This window comes from Longimicrobiaceae bacterium, assembly GCA_035696245.1.
In the GTDB taxonomy this organism is placed as follows: domain Bacteria; phylum Gemmatimonadota; class Gemmatimonadetes; order Longimicrobiales; family Longimicrobiaceae; genus DASRQW01.
In genome coordinates this window covers 1-20395 of sequence record DASRQW010000552.1, presented here as the reverse complement: position 1 = coordinate 20395, position 20395 = coordinate 1, and the positions used below count along the sequence as shown (strand labels likewise).

Below are 20395 nucleotides of genomic sequence, written 5' to 3'. Positions count from 1 at the left end.
GAACCGCGCCCGCCCGTGCGGCCGCGCCGAACCGGCCAGCCCCGGGCAGGGTGGGATGAGCATGCCGCGGATGAGCAAGTCGTGGACCCCTGCCGCTCGAACGAAGGTGCTCCTGCGTAAGGCTTTACATACGCAGGCAAACGCCTGGCGCGGCAGATCGGGTACGACGGTCGATGGGTGGGGCGCGGGTCGAGAGCGTCGGATCGTACCGCCAAGCCGCGGAGGGCCTGGCGGGGATACGATGCGCAGGGGTGCGCCGTCGGGAGATGCGTAGCCTCGCGAGGTTCGCATCGCATCCGGCCGCAACCCGCAACCGTTGTTCGGGATGAGGACGGGCCGGGCGGAGTGGACCGCGGGCGATGCGGCGCCTACATTGGCGGCGGATGCACCGCCTTCCATCTCCCGAATCCACATCGCCCGTGCCCGTCCGCGACATCTTCGTCGACCCGCAGATCGAGCGCGCCGAGACGCTGCCCGGCGAGGTCTACACCGACCCGGCATACTACGCGTTGCAACGCGAGAAGGTGTTCGCGCGAAGCTGGCAGATCGTGACCGGCGCGGACCGGGTGCGCGCGTCCGGCCACCTGCTGCCGGTGACGCTGCTGGAAGGCTGCCTGGACGAGCCGCTGGTGCTGTCGTGCGGCGACGACCAGCGGGTGCGCTGCCTCTCCAACGTGTGCACCCACCGCGGCACCGTGCTGGTGGAGGGCGAGTGCCACGCGCGCGGCATGCGCTGCCGCTACCACGGGCGCCGCTTCGACCTGGACGGCGCGTTCGTGAGCATGCCCGAGTTCGAGGGCGTGCAGGGCTTCCCCACCCCGGCCGACGACCTGCGCCGCCTTCCGCTGGAGCGCTGGGGCCCGCTCGCCTTCACCGCGCTGGACCCCGCGGTGCCGTTCGCGGAGTGGATCGGGCCGGTGATGGACCGCGTGGGATGGCTGCCGCTGGACCGCGCCGTCTTCGACCCGGCGAGCTCGCGCGACTACCACATCCGCGCGAACTGGGCGCTGTACTGCGACAACTACCTGGAAGAGTTCCACATCCCGTACGTCCACAACGCCAGCCTGTCCGGCGCGCTGGACTATTCCACGTACCGCACCGAGCTGTACCCCTGGTGCAACCTGCAGCTGGGCACCACGCGCTCCCCCGCAGACGCGTTCCGCCTGCCGGCCGGCCACCCGGACGAGGGCACGCTGGTCGCCGCGTGGTACTGGTGGCTCTTCCCCAACCTGATGCTCAACTTCTACCCGTGGGGCCTGTCGGTGAACGTGGTGCAGCCGGTGGGGCCGGAGCGCACCAAGGTCTCGTTCCTGTCGTACGTGTGGGACGAGTCGCGCCGCGGCGAGGGCGCGGGCGCCGGCCTGCACCGCGTGGAGATGGAGGACGAGGAGGTCGTGGAGGCCGTGCAGAAGGGCGTCCGCTCGCGCATCTACCACCGCGGCCGCTACTCCCCGCGCCGCGAGGTCGGCACCCACCACTTCCACCGCCTGCTGTCGGAAGCCATGCGCGGCTGACGGTATCACCCCGCTGCGCTTCCAATCGGACCGTGACGGTAGATGTCGAACGGCCGACGGTAGATGATGGAGCGACGAAGTTCGATAGCTGAACGCCTCCCGCGACCCCGAGCAGCGGGCCGATACGGTAGATGGTCGGCGGCCGACGATGGACGGGAGAGGATCTGGAGGCCCGGATTTCGTCGCATCCGACAATGCCGAAAAGCAGAGGGGCGGCATCCGCGCGGATGCCGCCCCTCGTCGTTTTCCGTCGATCTCGCTCGTCGCGTCCGTCACGTCGCCGGGGAGGATGCGGCTCCGGCTCCGGCTCTACGCGCCTTCCGGCTCGGGGCAGCAGGCTTCCACGAAGTCGGGCGGCTCCACCTGGATGGTGAGGTGGCGCAGGCCGAAGCGGCGGTTCAGCTCGCCGTGCAAGTCGGCCAGCAGGTCGCCGCAGCGGCGGCGCGCCTCGCCCGCGGCGCCCACCACCACGTGGCCGCTCATGGCCTCCATGCCGCTGGTGATGGTCCACACGTGCAGGTCGTGCACCTCCTCCACGCCGTCGACCGCCATCATCGCCGCCTTCACCTCGGCCACATCGATGTGCGCCGGCGTGCCTTCCAGCAGCACCGCCACGCTCTCGCGCAGCAGCGCCCACGAAGACCAGATCACCAGCAGCCCGATGAGGATGGAGACCAGCGGGTCCACCCAGTACCACCCCAGCCACCACACCAGCGCGCCGCCCACGATGCCGCCCAGGCACCCCAGCGCGTCGGTCATGAAGTGCAGCCACACGCCGCGCACGTTCAGGCTCTCCGCGCGCCCGCCGTGCAGCACCCACATCGCCCCCAGGTTCACCAGCAGCCCGCCGAGGGAGATGACCATCATCACCGTTCCTCCCACCGGCTGCGGGGAGAGGAACCGCCGGAACGCCTCGATGAAGATGAGGATGGATATGGCGATGAGCGTGGACGCGTTCGCCAGCGCCGCCAGGATCTCGGTGCGGTGGAAGCCGTACGTGCGCTGGAGCGTGGCCGGCTTCTGCGCGATGCGGATGGCGAAGAGCGACAGCGCCAGGGCGGCTACGTCGCTCAGCATGTGGCCCGCGTCGGCCAGCAGCGCCAGCGAGTTCGCGAGGTAGCCCCCCACCGCCTCGGCCACCATGTACGCGGCGGCGAGCGCCAGGGTGTACGTGAGCCGCCGCACGTTGCGCGCGCTGGCCGGCCCGTGCGAGTGGCCGTGCGCGTGCCCGTGGTGATGATGGTGCCCGTGGTGGTCGTGTCCCGCGCCCATCGTCTCCTCCGTGGCTGCTCCGTCCGGCCGCGCCGACGGCTCTGCCGCACGCGCCGGGATGCGTCCGCCGCGCATCTCCCGTCTCAACATCGGTGCCGGGCGCGCGAAGGGGCGCGAATCCCCCGCGCCCCCGCATCCCCCGCCCCGCATCTCCCCTTCCCTGCTACCCCGCGGGAGCCTCCGCGCCCCGCCTCGCCCGCCGCGCACCCGTGACGACGAGCGCGATCCCGGCGACGATCATTCCCATGCTGAGCGTCTGCCCCATGGTGAGCGGCCCCAGCACGGTGCCGAGCGGGTTTCCGTGGCTCACGAACTGCGCGTCCGGCTGGCGGAACAGCTCCACGAACGAGCGGAAGATGCCGTAGCAGAGCAGGAACAGGCCGCCGTACGTGCCCTGCGGCAGCGGCTTCCCTCTCCACCTGGCCCAGTGGTACAGGGCCCAGAGGATCGCCGCGATCGCCAGCCCCTCCAGCAGCCCTTCGTAGAGCTGCGACGGATGCCGGAGCGGCACCTGCTCCTTGATGGAATCCCACTTCCCCGACCGGTACGCGTCGCCGATCAGCTCCTCCCGCTGCGGCAGCGAGAGCCCCGGCCTGTCGCCGAGGAGCGCGGCCGCCACTGGGTCCGTGGGGAAGCGCATGGCCCACGGCACGCCGGAAGATGCCACGCGGCCGAACAGCTCGCCGTTCACGAAGTTCGCCACGCGCACGAAGAAGATCCCGAACGGCACCGCGAGCGCCAGCGAGTCGCCCAGGTTCAGGAAGGTGACTTTGTGCTTGCGCGCGAACCACCAGGCCGCGACGAGCACTCCCAGCAGCCCGCCGTGGAAGCTGAGCCCACCTTCCCAGATGCGGATGAGCTGGGCGGGGTGCGCCACGTAGTCCGAGAGCTTGTAGAAGAGCACGTAGCCCAGCCGCCCGCCCACGATCACGCCCATCATCAGCGCGAAGAGCAGGTCGGCCACGGCTTCGGCCGGCATGCGCAGGAAGCCGTTGCGGGCCAGGCGCGTGAGGACGAAGTAGGCGACCACGGCGCCCGCCAGGTAGCTCAGCCCGTACCACCGCACGTCCACCGGACCGGGGATGTTGATGGCGACGGGGTTGATGCGCGGGTAGCGCACTTCCAGCAGAACGGCCGCGAAGGCGAACGGGATCACGTTCGCCTCGCGGCCGCGGGGGTGCTGCGGTGGGGTTGCAGGGCTACTTGCCGGCCGCGTGGCCGCGGGCCTCGGCCAGGCGCATCTCGGTGATGGAGCGCTCCAGCGAGCCCTTGTCGGTGAGCGGCACCATCTTCTCGTACAGCTCGGCGGCGCCCTTCCAGTTGCCGGCCTGCTCGCGGAGCAGCGCGGCCTCGTTCCAGGCCTCCATACGCTGGAAGTCCAGCGTGCCGCGGTCGCCCGTGTCCAGGTACGTCTTCTCGGCGGCGGCGAGGTCGCCGGCCTGGGCCTGCGCCGCGGCCAGCATCATGCCGCCCTGGATGGAGAGCGGCGAGCCCGAGCGGCCGGCCACCTCGCGCAGGGGCGGCAGGGCGGCCTTGGCGTCGTTGCCGCGCAGGTGCAGCTCGGCCAGCGCCAGGCGCGCCTCGTCGGCCTCGTTGGTGCCGTCGTGCTTGCCGATGAAGGCGTTCAGGTCCTTCACGGCCTGCGGCGTGGCCTCGGTGGTGACCTTCTGCTGGACTTCCATGAAGTCGGTCGCGGCCGCGGCCTGCCGCTCGGCGCGGTAGTACCGCACGTACAGCGCGGCGCCGGCCGCCAGGAGCACCGCCGCCGCCGTGTACAGGATCACGCGCGCGTTGTTGCGGGCCCAGGTGGAGAAGGCGAGGGCGCGGGCCATCACCGCGTCGTCGTTGTCCACCGTGTGGCGCGGGCGGGGGGTGCGGGAGGCGACGGTCGACGAAGCCATGGAGATCCTCGGGTCGGGTGTTGCGGCACGGACAGCGTGCGGACGCCGGCGCCTGCGTTTGCGGATGGAGAGGGCGCGGCACGGGGGCCGTGCGCCGGGAGACGGTCTGCGCGGCCCGCGTGCGGGCGCTCCGGAGCGGCGGGACGACGTTCCGCCGCGTCCGGCCACAAGCGTGTAAAACTAGCGCCTGCATTGGAGATGTGTCAACCGTCGCCCCTCCCCGACGGGCCACCTCCGCACGCGCCGACGACGATGGCGAACGGCACGCACGTCGATCCATCCCCGCCGCGCATCCCGACGCTCTCCTTCCCTGCACTCCGTGTCGCATCGGCGGGATGCGACGGATACGGATGATGAGACGCGGCGCGGCGCTTCACACACCTAACGAGAACGCGAAGGGCGCCCCGCGTGGAGCGCCCTTCGTCCCGCCCGGTCGGCGCCCGGAGATTACAGGCAGATGCACACGCCCGTGTGGCACGTCTGCGCGCACGAGTTGCCGCCGGGGCACGTGATGCCGGTGGGGCAGCAGTTCGTCCACTGCTGGCTGCAGAACGACGTGTTCGCCGGGCAGCAGTCGCTCACGTCGGAGCAGCAGTCGGTGTCGTAGCAGCTCGCGGCGATGCTGATCTGCCCGCGCACGGTGCCGCGCGGCGGGGCGGCGTCGCCCGTCTCGAACGACTCCACAGACACGCCCTCCAGGTCCAGCCTCAGCTTCTTCATGTGCGTCTCCCCGATTGCGGTTGAAGGATGCAGCGGCCCCGGGCGGGTCCGATCGGCCGCATCATTCTACTCACTCGCCGGGGCGGACACCCATCTTTTCAACCGAGACATGGCCGGCCCGGAGCGGTCGCGTGGACGCATCGCATCCACGCCGGCGGCGGACGCAGAGCCGGAGCACGGATGATCGCGGCGCCACCATCGCACCGCCACGATCCATCAGCCAGGGGGCGAGGTCAGACGAGGGCGGGCTCAGGTTCCGGCCGTGCCTCCGCGGCGCCCTCCTTCTCGCGGGCGACGAGCGCGGCGGGGTAGATGCGGTCCAGCAGCGGCGACGTGGCGAAGGTGGTGACGAGCGCCATGATCACCATCATCGCGAACAGCGCTGGCGAGATCACGCCGATGTCCAGCCCCACGTTGAGGATGACCAGCTCCATCAGCCCGCGCGTGTTCATCAGCACGCCCAGCGCGCCGGCCTCGCGCCACGACATGCCCGTGAGGCGCGCCGCCAGCGACGAGCCGCCGAACTTGCCCGCAACGGCGACCGCCACGATCAGCGCGCAGCAGCCCCACATCTCCCACCCGCTCACCAGGCCTATGCGCGTGCGCAGCCCCGTGAACGCGAAGAAGAGCGGGAGGAGGAGCACGACCGTCACGTCCTCCAGCTTGTGCGCCAGGGCGCGCACGAACGCCTCGTCCTTGGGCATCACCGCCCCCAGCATGAACGCGCCGAAGAGCGCGTGGATGCCCAGCCACTCGGTCACGAACGCCGACGCGAGCGCGGCCAGCACCACGGCGCCCAGCATGTCCTGCGTGACCTCGCCGCGGCGCAGGAACGCCGTCTCCAGGCGCGCGAGCAGGTGCCGAACGCCGAAGAGCATCACCGCCGCGAAGGCCAGCGTGCCGCCCACGGTGAGCCACAGCGGATGGCCGTGCGCCCCCGTGCGCACCACGAGCACCACGCCGGCCAGGATGCACCACGCCGTCGCGTCGTCCACCGCCGCGCAGGCGAGCGTGACCGAGCCCACGCGCGTGCGCATGAGCCCGCGCTCGGTCAGGATGCGCGCGAGCACCGGGAACGCGGTGACGCTCATGGCGGCGCCCATGAACAGCGCGAAGCCGGTGAAGCCCACGCCGGCGTCCGACAGGCGCGGGTAGAGGAAGAGCGCCAGCAGCGAGCCCAGGAAGAACGGCGCGGCGATGCTCACGTGGCTGGTCACCACCGCCGTGTGGCCCTTGCCGCGCAGCAGCTTGGGGTTCAGCTCCAGCCCCACCAGGAACATGAAGACGAGCAGCCCCAGCTGGCTGAGCGCGTTGAGGAACCCCAGCGAGGCGGCCGGGGAAAAGCGCGGCAGAGACGCCAGGCGCGGCCCAGCCCAGCAGCGACGGGCCCAGCAGGATGCCCGCCGTCATCTCGCCCATCACCTGCGGCTGCCCGATGCGGCGGAAGAGCAGCCCCACGAGCCGCGACGCCACGATCACGACGGCGACCTGGGCGATGAGCAGCAGCAGGTTCGGCATCAGCGCTCCTCCCCGGTGGCCAGGCGGGTGGCGGTGAAGCGGACCGCCGCGCACGCCGCGCATCGCTGAACCGAGAGGACCGCGTGCATCCGCTCCGGCAGGACGCTCCGGTCCACCACGGCATCCAGACGCAGCGCCCCGCCACCGAGGCAACTTCCCACCGCGTCGGCCGGGGCGGCGGCAAGCGCGGCGATGCTGTCGCCGGAGAGCAACCCAGCGAAGGCGCGCCCCTCACCGACATCCACCGAGACGTGCGGGCCCGATTGAGAGATCGTGATGCCGGACCTGGCGATCGTCTCCAGGCGGGGCCCGCAACTGGACCCGGCGGATGCAGGACCGTCGGCGCGGACGGACCAGCGCCCGCCCACTGCCGCAGGCGGCTCGATGTACGCACCCGCGCGCAGCACGCCCGCGACGCCAAGCACGGGCACTCCCACCAGGAGTGGATAGAGCAGCAACGACCGCAGCGGCCGTGTGGCCCCGCGGGATGATTCGTTCGGAGAATGCATCTGACCAGCAGGGAAGACGAAGAGGTCCTAGGACTCGGCGAAAAATACCCGCGGACGCGCCGCTGTCAAATCTGCTAAACCAATGTTTACCAACAGTATGAATGGGATCCCACGCATCTGGATGTGTGCGGAGATCGGGGCGCTCACATGCAGGCGCGCTCACGCGCTCAAAACACTTTAGTGTCCAGATACAAATACACCATTCTTGTTATAAGTGCACATTGCGACATATTATGCCGCACGGCTACTTCCCGCCGCACTGTCCGGGCACTCCCAACCCCAGCCGGCGCCCGGCACGTTCCTCATCGCTGGGTCCAGGAGATCGTTTCGATGCTTCAGCAACACCTCCGCTCCGCACTCATCGTCAGTCTGCTGCTGGCGGCCGTGGGCTGCACCGGCGACCCTACTACGCCGCATCGTCCGCGCACGATAACCAGCATCGATGAACCGGTGGGGCCGCTGGTGCCCGACGGGCCAGTCGATCCAGTGTCCTCGCCAGCCGGGCGGTACATCGTCGTGCTGCAGGATGGGGAGGAGAGTCCGGAGGCAGTGGCGTATGAGCTGGTCTCCACCACCGGCGGCGAGATCGTGTACACGTGGTCCGACGCCATCCGCGGTTTCGCGGCCGACCTCCCTGAAGGCGCCGCCACCCAGATCGAGAGCGACTTCCGGGTTGCCTCCGTGGAAACCGACCAGCCGATCAACACGGACCAGACCGGGCAGACGGGCGCTACCTGGGGCCTCGACCGCGTGGATCAACGGCTGCTCCCGCTTAATGGCACCTACACATATACTCAGACCGGGCAGGGCGTGACCGTATACGTAGTCGACACGGGGATACAGACGTCCCATCCGGAGTTCGGCGGACGGGCGAGCGTGGGATTCGACGTGCTGGGAGGCAATGGGCAGGACTGCAACGGCCACGGCACTCACGTAGCGGGCACCATCGGCGGCAGCACCTTCGGCGTGGCGAAAGCTGCCACCCTGGTGAGCGTGCGTATCTTCAGCTGCGGGGGGAGCGGGTTCGCGTCCGACGCTATCGCAGGGATCAACTGGGTGCGCACGCACCACGCGTCTCCAGCGGTCGCAAACATCTCCTCTGGTGGTCCGGCGTCGGCGGCGTATGACGCGGCACTTTCGAGCCTGATCAACGCTGGCGTAACGGTGGTGGTCTCAGCCGGGAATTCGGCCACCAACGCGTGCAGCTTCTCCCCTGCGCGAGTCGGCGCGGCGATTACCGTGGGCGCGACCCAAACGAACGATCAGTTCGCAGGATACTCCAACTTCGGCGGCTGTGTGGACCTGAACGCCCCCGGAACCGCGATCACCTCGGCGTGGCTCTACAGCGGCACCAACACCATCTCGGGCACGTCGATGGCCGCGCCGCACGTCTCGGGCGCAGCCGCTCTCTTCCTCCAGGCCAACCCTTTCGCCAGTCCAACTGCCGTGAGTGCTGCGATAACCGGGAACGCTACCGCCGGACAGCTCCTCAGCTTACCGTCTGGTACCCCGAACCTGCTGCTGTTCACGTCCTTCAATGGGAGCACCCGGGTACCGCTGCACCGCATGTTCAGCCAGCAGAACGGGGATCACCTCTACGGCCTGACACCCAACGAGGGTACGCAGTGGGGCTACCGGATGGAGGCTCAGAACTACTTCTACCTGCCGGTCGCCCCGACGGTGGGCCACGTTGCATTGTACCGCTGTTATACGCGGAGCACCGGTGATCACTTCCTGTCCACCGATCTCGGGTGCGAGGGGCGGACCAACGAAGGCCGGATGGGCTACATCGCCACCTCGCAGCTTGCCAACACGGTGCCGATGTACCGGCTGTACAGTTCGCGTAACGCCGACATCTTCTACACCCTCTCGGCAGCGGAGGCGCAGAATGCCATCTCGGCATATGCCTACGTGAGCGCGGGGATCGCGGGCTACGTGTACCTTCAGCCGTAGACCTGGCGGCACAGGACGGACCGGGGCGGAGACTCCGCCGCCCCGGTCCGTTGGCATGGTTCGGCACGATAACCCAGAGCATCAGATCCGCAGACCCTTTCCCTTCGGACTTTCATTCCAGATGACGACTAGCGGATGAAGCAGTCCGCCTCGTGGGCACGTCGCGCCAATACTGTCACGCGCATGGCAACCCTAGGCGAAATGAAGAGAAGCCCAGCGGAATTCCGCTGAGCTTCTCCTGTTGCCCCATGCCCCCGGCGCGACTCGAACGCGCGACCCCCAGATTAGGAATCTGGTGCTCTATCCACCTGAGCTACGAGGGCGACCCGGCCAGCATTCGGCCGGAACCAGCCCCGAAAAGCTAAGCCAGCGGCTGGGGGCGGTCAACCGCGACCGTCTCCCGCCTAGCGCCCCGCGCGCTGCGTGTAACCCAGCACGAAGCCGGTGACGAGCAGCTCCAGCGCGTCGCCCGAGCCCCCCGCCAGCAGCTCGCCCGGCCGCTCCCGCAGCGCCCGCGCGATGCCTTCCAGACGCTCCGCGACCTCCGTGAAGGCGGCCGCGCTGGGATTGTCGGACGAGGCGGACGCGGAGTGCTGCTCCGCTGAAGCGTCGTCGCCGCGCGCATCCACCATCCCGAAGTCACCGACGGGCACCAGCCCTTCCGCGGGCTGGATCCCGTCTTCGGATTCCGCATCCGCGGCGGCGGCGAAGTGATCGGAGAGCCCCGTCTGCGAGGTGGAATCCCCCAGGTCTTCCACGCCCACGACCTCGTCGTCCACCAGCACGGCCTCGTCGTCCTCCTCGGTCGCGACCGGGCCCGCGAGCACGTCGCTGTCCCACGGCATCGCGTCGGCCGGCTCCGCGGTGGAGGTGGGGTCGTCGGCGGCGAAAGGCTCGGCGGCGGACTGCGGCTCGCGCGCGGCGGGAAGCTCCAGCCAGGGGAGATCTTCTTCGTCGGCCTCGGCTTCGGCGGCTTCCGGCTCGGCGGCGGCGTCCTCAGCCGCGCCGGGCCCATCGAACTCCCACGGCATCGGCTCGGCGGAGAACGAGTGGGGCGAGACGGGCGCGTCATCGTCGGCGGCGCCGGTGTCCCGCGCGCTGGCCGCTGAGGCGGTTTCGGCGGGTGCGTCGGCCGCGTGAGCGGTGCCGGCTGCTGCGCTCGGCGCGAGAGTCTCATCCGGTGAATCAGCGGCCGGCGCGGGCTCGGCGCGGGGGCTGGAGGCGGGGGCGAACGGCGCCGTCGGGGTGAACGCCGGGGCCGGGCCGGGGCCCGCACGCGAGGCGGGGGCGCCGAAGGGCGGCATCACCGGCGGAACCGCTGCTGCGGACGCATCCGCAGGGCGTTGCGGGGCCACGGCGGGGCGGGAGAACCCCGGCCCGAACGGGGGAAACACGGCGGGTGCCGAAGACGGATCGCCGGGGTTTGCGCTCATGGGTCGGTTCCGCGGAGGAGGTTGGGAGCGGCGCGCATCGTCGCGGTGGGAGGGGAGCATGGGCCAGCCGACGCGGCACCGCGGAGCGGGATCGCGTGTGCCCGCCACGCATCCGAACGCCCCGGCGCAAGCTACGCGGGGCCTCCGGAACTGTCAACGCGGAACACAGTTTCCGCCACGCACGCAGGGGACACAGCGAGCTTCTCATCCACCGGCAACGCGCTACGAGCCAGCGAATCGTGAATCGCGACGACGAGGGTTATCGGTCGATGCGCAACGTTTGCGGAGAAGGCAGATCGGCCGACGTTACGAGTTTTCGGTAGATCGTAGCGCTGGGAATGTCCCGGATGCGATGAATCGCACCCCGACGCGCCGCATCTTCCTCGCACTTTCAGCCGCGGGCTTCCTCGGCCCAGCCGAAGCGGCCGAGGAGGGGGACGAAGGTGCAGTCGAGGACTTCCTCCTGCTCAACGCCTTCCGGGGTGCGGCGGACGAGGACGAGGCGCTGCATCTCGCGGGTCCCCACCGGCACGAGCATGCGCCCGCCCACGGCGAGCTGGTCCACGAGCGGCTGCGGAACCTCGGGCCCCCCCGCGGCCACGAGGATGGCGTCGTACGGCGCGTAGCGGCTCCAGCCGATGGTGCCGTCGCCGACGAGGAGGGCCACGTTGCTGATGCGCAGGTTGTCCAGCGTCTCCCGCGCGCGCGTGGCCAGCTCGCGGATGCGCTCCACCGAGTACACGCGGTCGGCCAGCTGCGCCAGCACGGCGGTCTGGAAGCCGGAGCCGGTGCCGATCTCCAGCACCTTGTCGGTGCGGCCGATGTCCAGCAGCTGCATGTACAGCGCCTGGAGCGACGGCTGCGACGCGGTCTGCGCGAAACCGATGGGCACCGGCGCGTCCTCGTACGCCATGTGCCACACGGCCTGCGGCAGGAACTCGTGGCGCTTGACCGTGTCGAAGGCGCGCAGGACGTCCAGGTCGCGGATGCCCTTGGCCTGCATGCGCTCGATGAGGGCGCGCCGCTGGCCCTGGAAGCGGTCGGTCACGCGGTGAGCCCCCACGACCGCACGTTCTCGAGCAGCCGGTAGTTGGTGAGGTCCAGGTGCAGCGGCGTGACCGAGACGTAGCCCGCCGCCACGGCGTGCGCGTCCGTGCCCTCTGGCGCCGACCACTCCGCGGTGCCCCCACCGATCCAGTAGTACTCGCGGCCGAACGGGTCCTGCCCGCGCGTGAGCGAGTCGTTGAACACGCGGCGCGCCAGGTTGGTCACGCGCACGCCCTTGACCTGCGAGGGGTCGATGGCGGGCAGGTTCACATTCAGCAGCGCGTCCGTCGGGAAGCCGTCGCGCGCCACGAGCTGCGGCAGCAGGCGCCCCAGCAGCGGGCCGAAGGCGGGGATGCGCTCCGGGTCGCGCCCGGCGTACGAGATCGCGACGGCGGGGATGCCCAGGATGGTGGCCTCCATCGCGCCGGCCACGGTGCCGGAGTACAGCACGTCCTCGCCCATGTTGGGGCCGTGGTTCACGCCCGAGAGCACCACGTCGGGCTTGCGGTCCACCAGCGCGCCCACGCCCAGAGCCACGCAGTCGGTGGGCGTGCCGTCTACGTGGTGCAGGCCACGGCGCACGAGCTTGGCGCGCAGCGGGTGGTGCATGGTGAGCGAGTGGCTGGTGGCGCTCTGCTCGCGGTCCGGCGCCACGACGTGCACCTCGCCCAGGGCGCGCGCCGCCTCTTCCAGCACGGACAGGCCGGTCGCCAGGTATCCGTCGTCGTTGGTGCAGAGGATCAGCATTCCCGTTCGTGCTGCGAGTGGTTTGCGGCGCCCGGATCCGCCGTGACGGCACGGGGATTCGGGAGATGCGCGGCTGCGGATCGCGTCCGATGCCGCCGGGCGTCGATCGAACGGCGGCGGATCGGCAGGTCACCGCGTCGTCGAAGGCCAGAGCCGTCCGGAGATGCGAGCCGAAGGCCGCGGGCGTCTCCAGAGCGCCGCTGCATCCGGAGATGCGGCGACGGATGCCGCGACCGTCCGAGGCGCCGTCTCTCCGGAGAGGCGGGCGGACACGCAGGTCCGCACCCTACACGGCGGCGGCATTCGCGCGCGGTGCCGTTCCGCCGTACCGGTATCTCCAGGTGCGGAGGGAGACTGCCGCCCCCGGTGCCGTTCCGCTGTACCCAAACGAACCTGTGCGGAGCGAGACTGCCGGGCGTGATCTCTCCTCGTCGACACCGCTGCCGGCAGGCTCGCGAAGCGGGCGGGGAGACCCCGGACGCAGGGCCGCAGGCGTTATCGCGGCCCGGAGGAGGAGGCTCCCCGCCCCCGCGGAGGAGACGGACGGGCAGGCTGTATCGCCCGGCCGGCTCCGCAGCGGCGCCGCATCTTCGGTCGATAGAGCACCAGATTCCTAATCTGGGGAGCCAGCCGACCGAGTCATCTCCAGGAAACGAAACGGCCGCGGGACGTCGAGCGTCCGCGGCCTCCCTCTCGCGCTCGTCGCGGCGCGGCAATGTACCCCGGCGCCGGAGCGCCAGTCAACCGGCCTGCGGCTCCGGCCCCAGCAGGTCCAGGATCGCCTCCAGCTCCCCCCGCAGCGAGCGCACGAACGAGTGCTCCAGAGACTGCGTCGCCAGGTCCGCCGCCGCCCCCTCGTGCTCCAGCTCGTCGATGCGCTGCCGGGCGCCCTCCAGCGTGTACCGCTCGTCGCGGACCAGGCGCTGGATGAGGGCGATCAGCTCCAGGTCGCGCGCCCGGTACAGGCGGCTGCCGGCGCGGCTCTTGGGCGGCTTGAGCGCGGGGAACTGCGTCTCCCAGTACCGCAGCACGTGCGCCTTGAGCCCGAACTGCTCGCACACCTCGCCGATGGTCCAGAACTCCCGCTCCGGCACGCGCCGCTTCATGCCCAGTGCTCCGGCTTGGGCTCGCGCAGCATGAGCGACTGGAGCGCATCTGCCGCGGACATGCCCTCGTACAGCAGCGCGTACACGGCTTCCACGATGGGCATCTCGATCTCCATCCTGTGCGCCAGGCCGTATGCGGACCGGGCGGTGCGCACGCCCTCGGCCACGGCGCTCATGCCGCCCAGCACCTCGTCGAGCGGCTTCCCCAGCCCCAGCTCGTAGCCCACGGTGCGGTTGCGGCTGAGCCCGCCGGTGCAGGTGAGGATGAGGTCGCCCATGCCCGCCAGGCCCGCGAAGGTGCGGGGGTCCGCCCCCGCCGCGCGGCCCAGGCGCGTGATCTCCGCCAGGCCGCGGGTGATGAGCGCGGCGCGGGTGTTGTGCCCCAGCCCCAGCCCCTCGGCCACGCCCGCGGCGATGGCGATCACGTTCTTGAGCGAGCCGCCCAGCTCCACGCCGCGCACGTCGGCGCTGGTGTAGACGCGGAAGTACGGCGTCTGAAACAGCTCCTGCACCCGCTCCGCCGCCTCCGCCGATCTGGAAGCGATGGTGACCGCGGTCGGCTGCTCCTGCCCCACCTCCAGCGCGAAGCTGGGCCCGGACAGGTAGGTGGATGTAGCCGCCGCGCCGTCCGGCAGCACGTCGGCCAGCACCTCGTCCATCGTCTTAAGCGACTCGTTCTCGATCCCTTTCGACGCGCTCACGACCACGGCGTCCGGCCGCATGTGCGCCGCCGCCTGCGCCATCACCTGGCGGACCACGTGCGACGGGCTCACGGAGACCACGAACCCCGCTCCGTCCAGCGCCTCGCCCATGTCGGTCGTGGCGCGCAGGCGCGGGTCCAGCGCCACGTCAGCCAGGTAGCGGCGGTTCACGTGCTCGCGGGCGATGCAGTCCGCCACCTCGGCCTCGAACGACCACATGAGGGTGGGGATGCCCTTCTTCGCCAGCACGTTGGCGAGCGCCGTGCCCCATGCCCCCGCGCCCACCACCGCCGCCCGCTCGTTCATACGCCTTCCTCCGCCGCGGCTTCCACCACCGGCTTGCTGGCCCCGAACCGCGGCTCCGTGCCCGCCAGGATGCGGCCCACGTTGCTGCGGTGCGAGAAGATGATGAAGGCGACCATCGCCACGCCGAGCACCACGACCTCCGTCTGCCGATGCGTCAAGAGCAGCCCGGGAATGACGACGAGGGCGGAGACGATGGAGGCGAGCGAGACCATCCGAGTGACCTTCACCAGCACGATCCACACGAGGATCGATACGCCGACGGCGACGGGTGCAAGGCCGAGGAAGACGCCGGCGCCCGTCGCCACGCCCTTGCCGCCCTTGAACTTCATGTACACGGAGAAGACGTGGCCGACGATGGCCGCGGCACCGTACGCCAGCGCCCAACGCCAGTCCGCCGAGCTGTCCCAGCCGGCGAACAGAAGCGCCGGCACGAAGCCCTTGAGCATGTCGAACACCATCACCGGCGCGGCGACCTTCGCCCCCAGCACGCGGAAGGTGTTGGTGGCGCCCAGGTTGCCGCTGCCGTGCTCGCGCAGGTCGATTCCGCGCGCCCAGCGGCCCGCCAGGTAGCTGGCGGGCACGGAGCCCAGCAGGTACGCCGCGGCCAGCAGCAGCCAGGGGCTCACTGCTCGTCCCCCTCGCCCTCCTTGCGCCCGCGCAGCTCGATGCGCACCGGCGCGCCCAGGAAGCCCCACGCCTCGCGGAAACCATTGTAGATGTAGCGCTGGTAGCTCTCCGGCACGCCCTCCGGGTGGTTGGACCAGACCAGGAACGTGGGCGGCGCCACCGCCGTCTGCGTGGCGTACATCAGCTTCACCGGGTGCCCCCCGAAGTGCGGCGGCTTGGCCTTGGCGACCAGGGCGCGCAGGGTGTCGTTCACCTCGTGCGTGCTCACGCGCCGCATCCGCTGCTCCTGCACCTCCAGGATCAGCTGCAGCGTCTTGTGTACGCGCTGGCCAGTGATGGTGCTGGTGAAGAGGATGGGCACGTGCTTGAGGAAGGTGGCGCGCTCGCGCAGCGACTTCTCGTACGCCGGCGCGGTCATCGTCTCCTTCTCCACCAGGTCCCACTTGTTGGCGACCACGACGAGGGCGCACCCCGCGTCCCACGCCTTCTCCGCGATCTTCAGGTCCTGCACGGCGATGGGATCGGTCGCGTCGATGAGCAGCAGGCACACGTCGGCCCGCTCGATCGCGCGCTCCGTGCGGATGGTGCTGTAGAACTCGATGCTCTCGTCCACGCGGCTCTGGCGTCGCAGGCCGGCCGTGTCCACGAAGACCAGGTTGTGCCCGTGGTACTGCATGGGCGTGTCGATGGCGTCGCGCGTCGTGCCCGCCACGTCCGAGACCACCAGCCGCTCCTCGCCCAGCAGCCGGTTCACGAAGCTGGACTTGCCCACGTTGGGCTTGCCGATCACGGCCACGCGCAGCGACGTGTCCTCCTCGCCCTCCCACTCCGGCAGGTGGGCGATGATGGCGTCCAGCACGTCGCCGCTGCCCTTGCCGCTCAGCGAGCCCACGGGAAGCGGCTCGCCCAGGCCCAGGTCCCAGAAGTCGTGGTGCGCCACCGCCGTGGGCGCGCCCAGGTTGTCAATCTTGTTCACGACGAGCAGGGAGGGCTTCTGCGTGCGGCGCAGGTGCTCGGCCACGGCGTAGTCCAGCGGGTGCGGGCCCGACTTGCCGTCCACGAGCTGCACCAGCACGTCGGCCTCGGCGATGGCCGTGAGCACCTGGTCGCGGATGAGGCGGTCCATGGGCTCGTCCGAGCCCTCGATCATGCCGCCGGTGTCCACGAGGTAGAAGTTACGCCCGCCCCAGTCGGCGCGGGCGAAGTTGCGGTCGCGGGTCACCCCGGGCCGGTCCTCGACGATGGCGAGGCGCTGGCCCAGCACGCGGTTGAAGAAGGTCGACTTGCCAACGTTCGGCCGTCCAACCACGGCCACCACGGGGAGTTTCACTGATCTAGCCTGCCTGGAGATGAGAAGTCCGGATGCATGCCTGCCGCGCCTGATACCCCGAAATGCAAAAGCGGCTCCGGCGAGGCCGGAAGCCGCTTGCGGCCAGCGTGGCGAGCGCGCCCGCGCCACCACGGACGAGCCGCGAATATGGTGCCCGCCGCCTGGCAAGTCAACAAGGCGGCAGCACGTCTCGCGGATCGCGGCCGGTACAGAGGAACCGGACCGGATTGCTTCACGGCTTCAAGGGAAGAAGCGGTAGATGTCACGCCGCGGAAGCACGCGCACGAAGATGGCCGTCCCACCTTCCACGGTCATCCCGATTCGATAGTTGCCCACGCGGATACGGAAAGACGACCCGCGTCCGGAAAGCTTCTTCACATTCGCCACGTCGCGAAGATCGCTCGACGCCTCCACAGCCAGGATAACGCCACGCACCTGCTCACGGATCTCGTCGTCGGGGAGCTTGCGAACGTCGCGCAGGAAGGAGTTGGTGAAGGCGGACTTCATCCGCGTCCTTCGAGAGCGCGGAAGACGTCGTCGCGGCTTGCCATCCCCGTACCCGCGCCTTCTTCGATCGCCCGGAGGAGCGACAGGTCTTCGATCACCTCGGACAGCACTTCCCGGACGAAGTCGCCGCGCTCTTCCAGCAGCTCGATCAACGCCGTCTTGAAGGCGTCCTTGATTTCGGTCTGACTGAGCGTGGGAGCATCCATTCTTCACCACCTGGAAAGAGTTCGAGCCGTCACGGTTGAATGCTACCGCCGCGAGCCGGCTTTTTCCAGCGGTCCAGATCAACGGCGCTTCGAAAACAATGGGTCGGCCCGCCCCAACCAAAGCTCCAGCATGCGCCACTGCATCCCAAAATGGTGTGAGCTTCAGCCGTCCGGTCCGTATCGTCCATGTCTCGGGGTCGAGGGCGAGCCAGGCCCAGGCTCTTCGCCGACGGTGCGGAGGACGGCGATCTCGCCGGGGTGCGCGTCGCGAAGGATCTGGAACATGCGCGCCATCCCGTACTGCAGGCCGGTGCACGCCACGATGGCCCGCCGCGCACCAACTCCGTACGGGTGACTCGCAGCCAGGCGCTTGTGACCGCCACCACCGTCGCGGCACATGCATCCGGCGCCAACGGCTACTCGGGGCGCGAGCAGCCGCCGGACGGCGGCGGTGGCGCGGCGGCGGCTCCGGGGGGGGACCGCGCCGCGCCACCATGCTCAGGTCACGGAACGGCCTTGCACGGGTAGATGCCGCAGGTGCCGTAGCCGCGACAGGTCGCGTCGTACATGGAGTCGCACCCGAACGAGTACTGGCCGTCCACGGTGCCGCGCACCTCGGCGAGCGGCCCCTGGGCCTCGAACGAGTCGACGCTCAGCCCCTCCACGTCCAGCTTCAGCTTGCTCTGCATGGTTTGTCTCCGGGTGGTGCGGTGGATGCCGGCCTCGCGGATGCGGGGCCCGCGTGATCGGCCGAGATCAGGACCGGCCGTACAGGATTTCCGAACCGAACGGACCGTCTTCGTTGCGCGGGAGCGTCGAACGCCCGCGGAAGCGATCAGGGGATCGGGTGGCAGGGGTAGATGCCGCACGTCCCGTTGCCGCGGCAGGTGCCGTCGTTGAGCGTGTCGCAGCCCAGCGAGTACTGGCCGATCACGGTGCCGCGCGCGAGCATCGGCTCCTGAGCCTCGAACGAGTCCACGTTCAGCTTCTCCACGTCGAGCTTCAGCTTCCTCTGCATGGCCTTCCCTCCGTCTGGTGCGGTGGATTGCCGTCCCGCGGGATGCGGAACGGGCGCAAACGGCTCCTCGCTTGGAGACGCCGTCGATTGCGGACCAGCAACAGCCTAGATCGTGCCGTAACATCCCAGAATCACGCTCGCCGCGGCGAAAAACAGGCGGTACATTGCTCCAGCTTCGCCCGTGCACGAAGTGTTCAGCCACTTCGCATCTACATCATCCTGCCGAGTACATCATCCTGCCGACATAAGGCCGAAGAAAAGCGCCGGTGAACGTAGCACCGACCAGGGCAGAATGGAAGGGCGCCAAATACATGCCACACATCCGCGCTATCCGTGCGTAGCGGGACGATGGCCGCACATCCATCGCCCCATCTGCATCCCCCTTCTCCCCACAGCACCCAACTTCTGCAACCAGCCGATAAAGCTCGTCCCCGCCCCCGCCGTCCATCGACCAAAAGGCGATGAAGGCAGATGCGGGGACGTGTCTCGGAACGTCGTGCTATGCGCTGAGCGCGGCGCCGCAACTGGTGCAGGTGGTGGCGCCGGGCTCGTACACCTCGCCGCACGACGGGCATGCGAAGGCGACCTCGCCGCCGGTGTCCATGTAGTCGCGGATCAGCTCCAGCGCCTGCGCGTACTCCCACACGGGTACGAGCACGCGCACGATGCTCAGCTCGCCCATGTCCACGGGGAAGGTGCGGTCGCTCTGCGAGTAGAGCTGCGCGTCCAGGCCCTCGGCGCGAAGGTTCTCCACCAGCATCTGGCCTTCCACCTCGCCGGTGGTGCTGTAGACCTGCGCCCAGCCTTCGATGACCGTGACGTCGGAGTGGTCCGGGCACAGCGCGGTGGGGCGGTCCGGGTCGCTGCACTCGGCGCACACGGGGCTGCCGCAGATCACGCAGCGCGAGTGGGCGGCGCGGTCCGGGTGGCGCTCGCAGGCGGCGGGGACGCGCACCTTGCCGCAGGCCGGGCACGCGTCGGCGTCGTCGTAGCCGGTGCCGCAGCGCTCGCATCGGAAGAGCTCGCCGGCCGGGGAGCCGCAGTGGGGACAGACTTCCTGGTCGTCGGTCATCTCGTGGCCGCACGTGGCGCAGACGGGCATCGGTGTCTTCGGGGTCGGGTGGACGTGGGGACTGCCTGGCGGGCCGGCGATTTCGCAAGAAGCGTGCGCCGCAAGGCAAGGCGGGGCGGCCCCCCGAAGGGAGCCGCCCCGCCCAGACCTGCGCCGGCGGACGAGCCGCCGGGAGCGATGCTACCGGACCTTGTAGCTCACGCCGGTGACCGGCGAGGTGGTGTTGATGCTGACCTCGAAGTTCGCGTTGGCTCCCTTGGCCGGGGCGGCCACGGTCACCGTCTGAGTGCCCAGGGCGCCGTTGGCCCCGTAGAAGGTCACGTCCAGCGCGATCGGGGCGCCGGCGCGGGCCGCGCTGCCCTCGAGGGTGCCGGTCAGCGTGGCCTTGTCGGCCGTGTTGGCCACCTGCATGCTCGTCATCTTCACCGGCAGCGCCTCGGCCGCGGTGAGGGTGGCGAGCGCCTGGTCGCGCATGGCCCTCTCCTGCGCGCCGGTGGCGAGGCCCTTGTACGCGTTGAAGAGGATGATCCGGCCGTTGTAGTTGAGCGGGTCCACGTCCACCAGGTGCTGGGCGATGGGCAGCAGGTCGTTCCAGCGGTTCAGCTTGTAGTATGCCAGAGCCGCGTTGTACCAGGCGTCGCGGTTGTTGGGGTCCTGCGTGGTCAGGAAGCGGAAGATCTCGCCGGACTCGGCGAACTTCTCGGCCTGGAACAGCTTGGCGCCCGCGTTCAGCAGGCCGGCCATGGCGTTGGCCTTGGTCTCGGCCAGCGCGTTGCGCACGGCCGTGCTGGTGTCGGGCTCGGCGCGGCGCAGCGCGGCCAGCGTCTCGCGGAACGAGGCGACGGCGCGGTCGTTGTCGTTCTGCGCCGTGTACAGCACGCCCATGTTCAGGTACGTCTCGGGCGCGC

21 protein-coding genes and 1 tRNA gene are annotated in these 20395 nt (G+C 70.0%); 2 read left to right on the top strand and 20 right to left on the bottom strand.

Annotation, left to right across the window (positions count from 1 at the left end; translation table 11 throughout):
• The first annotated feature begins 359 nt into the window (after window positions 1-359).
• On the top strand, window positions 360-1514 hold the full coding sequence (locus VFE05_24605; GenBank protein ID HET6233280.1) for an aromatic ring-hydroxylating dioxygenase subunit alpha: 1155 nt from the start codon (window positions 360-362) through the stop codon (window positions 1512-1514).
• Window positions 1515-1823: 309 nt separating this feature from the next.
• On the opposite strand, the gene VFE05_24600 is transcribed toward VFE05_24605, so the two are convergent.
• The 6 genes from VFE05_24600 to VFE05_24575 all read right to left on the bottom strand — a co-directional run bounded on the left by VFE05_24600 (window position 1824) and on the right by VFE05_24575 (window position 7383).
• On the bottom strand, window positions 1824-2786 hold the full coding sequence (locus tag VFE05_24600; protein HET6233279.1) for a cation diffusion facilitator family transporter: 963 nt from the start codon (window positions 2784-2786) through the stop codon (window positions 1824-1826).
• A 163-nt stretch (window positions 2787-2949) separates the two neighbouring features.
• Window positions 2950-3942 (bottom strand): prolipoprotein diacylglyceryl transferase, encoded by a 993-nt coding sequence (lgt, locus tag VFE05_24595; protein ID HET6233278.1) that lies wholly within the window; start codon window positions 3940-3942, stop codon window positions 2950-2952.
• Between the two features lie 43 nt (window positions 3943-3985).
• The gene (locus VFE05_24590) at window positions 3986-4687 is read right to left on the bottom strand and encodes a tetratricopeptide repeat protein (GenBank protein ID HET6233277.1); all 702 of its coding nucleotides are present in this window, start codon (window positions 4685-4687) and stop codon (window positions 3986-3988) included.
• A gap of 447 nt (window positions 4688-5134) precedes the next feature.
• Entirely contained in the window at window positions 5135-5407 is a 273-nt protein-coding gene (locus VFE05_24585) for a hypothetical protein (protein HET6233276.1), read from the bottom strand.
• A gap of 233 nt (window positions 5408-5640) precedes the next feature.
• On the bottom strand, window positions 5641-6732 hold the full coding sequence (locus VFE05_24580; protein ID HET6233275.1) for a cation:proton antiporter: 1092 nt from the start codon (window positions 6730-6732) through the stop codon (window positions 5641-5643).
• 192 nt (window positions 6733-6924) lie between these two features.
• Complete coding sequence (locus tag VFE05_24575) at window positions 6925-7383, bottom strand: hypothetical protein (GenBank protein HET6233274.1); 459 nt, start codon at window positions 7381-7383, stop codon at window positions 6925-6927.
• 381 nt (window positions 7384-7764) lie between these two features.
• Here VFE05_24575 and VFE05_24570 point away from each other — a divergent pair, with 381 nt between their 5' ends.
• Entirely contained in the window at window positions 7765-9387 is a 1623-nt protein-coding gene (locus VFE05_24570; GenBank protein ID HET6233273.1) for a S8 family serine peptidase, read from the top strand.
• 249 nt (window positions 9388-9636) lie between these two features.
• Here VFE05_24570 and VFE05_24565 read toward each other — a convergent pair.
• The 14 genes from VFE05_24565 to VFE05_24500 all read right to left on the bottom strand — a co-directional run.
• Window positions 9637-9710: transfer RNA gene (locus VFE05_24565), tRNA-Arg, on the bottom strand.
• An 81-nt stretch (window positions 9711-9791) separates the two neighbouring features.
• On the bottom strand, window positions 9792-10418 hold the full coding sequence (locus tag VFE05_24560; GenBank protein ID HET6233272.1) for a hypothetical protein: 627 nt from the start codon (window positions 10416-10418) through the stop codon (window positions 9792-9794).
• Window positions 10419-11211: 793 nt separating this feature from the next.
• Window positions 11212-11868, bottom strand: coding sequence for a protein-L-isoaspartate(D-aspartate) O-methyltransferase (locus tag VFE05_24555; protein HET6233271.1), 657 nt, complete (start codon window positions 11866-11868; stop codon window positions 11212-11214).
• Window positions 11865-12614, bottom strand: a complete 750-nt coding sequence (gene surE, locus VFE05_24550) for a 5'/3'-nucleotidase SurE (GenBank protein ID HET6233270.1) — start codon at window positions 12612-12614, stop codon at window positions 11865-11867. Before surE ends, VFE05_24555 begins: the two co-directional genes overlap by 4 nt.
• A 740-nt stretch (window positions 12615-13354) precedes the next feature.
• Window positions 13355-13720 (bottom strand): MerR family transcriptional regulator, encoded by a 366-nt coding sequence (locus tag VFE05_24545; GenBank protein ID HET6233269.1) that lies wholly within the window; start codon window positions 13718-13720, stop codon window positions 13355-13357.
• A complete protein-coding gene (locus VFE05_24540) occupies window positions 13717-14727 on the bottom strand; it encodes an NAD(P)H-dependent glycerol-3-phosphate dehydrogenase (GenBank protein HET6233268.1) in 1011 nt (336 codons plus the stop codon). Before VFE05_24540 ends, VFE05_24545 begins: the two co-directional genes overlap by 4 nt.
• On the bottom strand, window positions 14724-15353 hold the full coding sequence (gene plsY / locus VFE05_24535; GenBank protein HET6233267.1) for a glycerol-3-phosphate 1-O-acyltransferase PlsY: 630 nt from the start codon (window positions 15351-15353) through the stop codon (window positions 14724-14726). The genes VFE05_24540 and plsY overlap by 4 nt, the downstream gene beginning before the upstream one ends.
• Complete coding sequence (der, locus tag VFE05_24530) at window positions 15350-16684, bottom strand: ribosome biogenesis GTPase Der (protein ID HET6233266.1); 1335 nt, start codon at window positions 16682-16684, stop codon at window positions 15350-15352. The genes plsY and der overlap by 4 nt, the downstream gene beginning before the upstream one ends.
• A gap of 240 nt (window positions 16685-16924) precedes the next feature.
• Window positions 16925-17191: a type II toxin-antitoxin system RelE/ParE family toxin gene (locus tag VFE05_24525; protein ID HET6233265.1), complete on the bottom strand. Its 267-nt coding sequence runs from the start codon at window positions 17189-17191 to the stop codon at window positions 16925-16927.
• Window positions 17188-17397 carry a hypothetical protein gene (locus VFE05_24520; GenBank protein ID HET6233264.1) on the bottom strand — a complete coding sequence of 70 codons (210 nt, stop codon included), beginning with the start codon at window positions 17395-17397 and terminating at the stop codon, window positions 17188-17190. Before VFE05_24520 ends, VFE05_24525 begins: the two co-directional genes overlap by 4 nt.
• A gap of 503 nt (window positions 17398-17900) precedes the next feature.
• Window positions 17901-18086 carry a hypothetical protein gene (locus tag VFE05_24515; GenBank protein HET6233263.1) on the bottom strand — a complete coding sequence of 62 codons (186 nt, stop codon included), beginning with the start codon at window positions 18084-18086 and terminating at the stop codon, window positions 17901-17903.
• 146 nt (window positions 18087-18232) lie between these two features.
• Window positions 18233-18415, bottom strand: a complete 183-nt coding sequence (locus VFE05_24510) for a hypothetical protein (GenBank protein HET6233262.1) — start codon at window positions 18413-18415, stop codon at window positions 18233-18235.
• 499 nt (window positions 18416-18914) lie between these two features.
• Window positions 18915-19517, bottom strand: a complete 603-nt coding sequence (locus VFE05_24505; protein HET6233261.1) for a zinc-ribbon domain-containing protein — start codon at window positions 19515-19517, stop codon at window positions 18915-18917.
• 150 nt (window positions 19518-19667) lie between these two features.
• On the bottom strand, window positions 19668-20395 hold a 728-nt coding region (locus VFE05_24500; protein HET6233260.1), incomplete at its 5' end, for a hypothetical protein.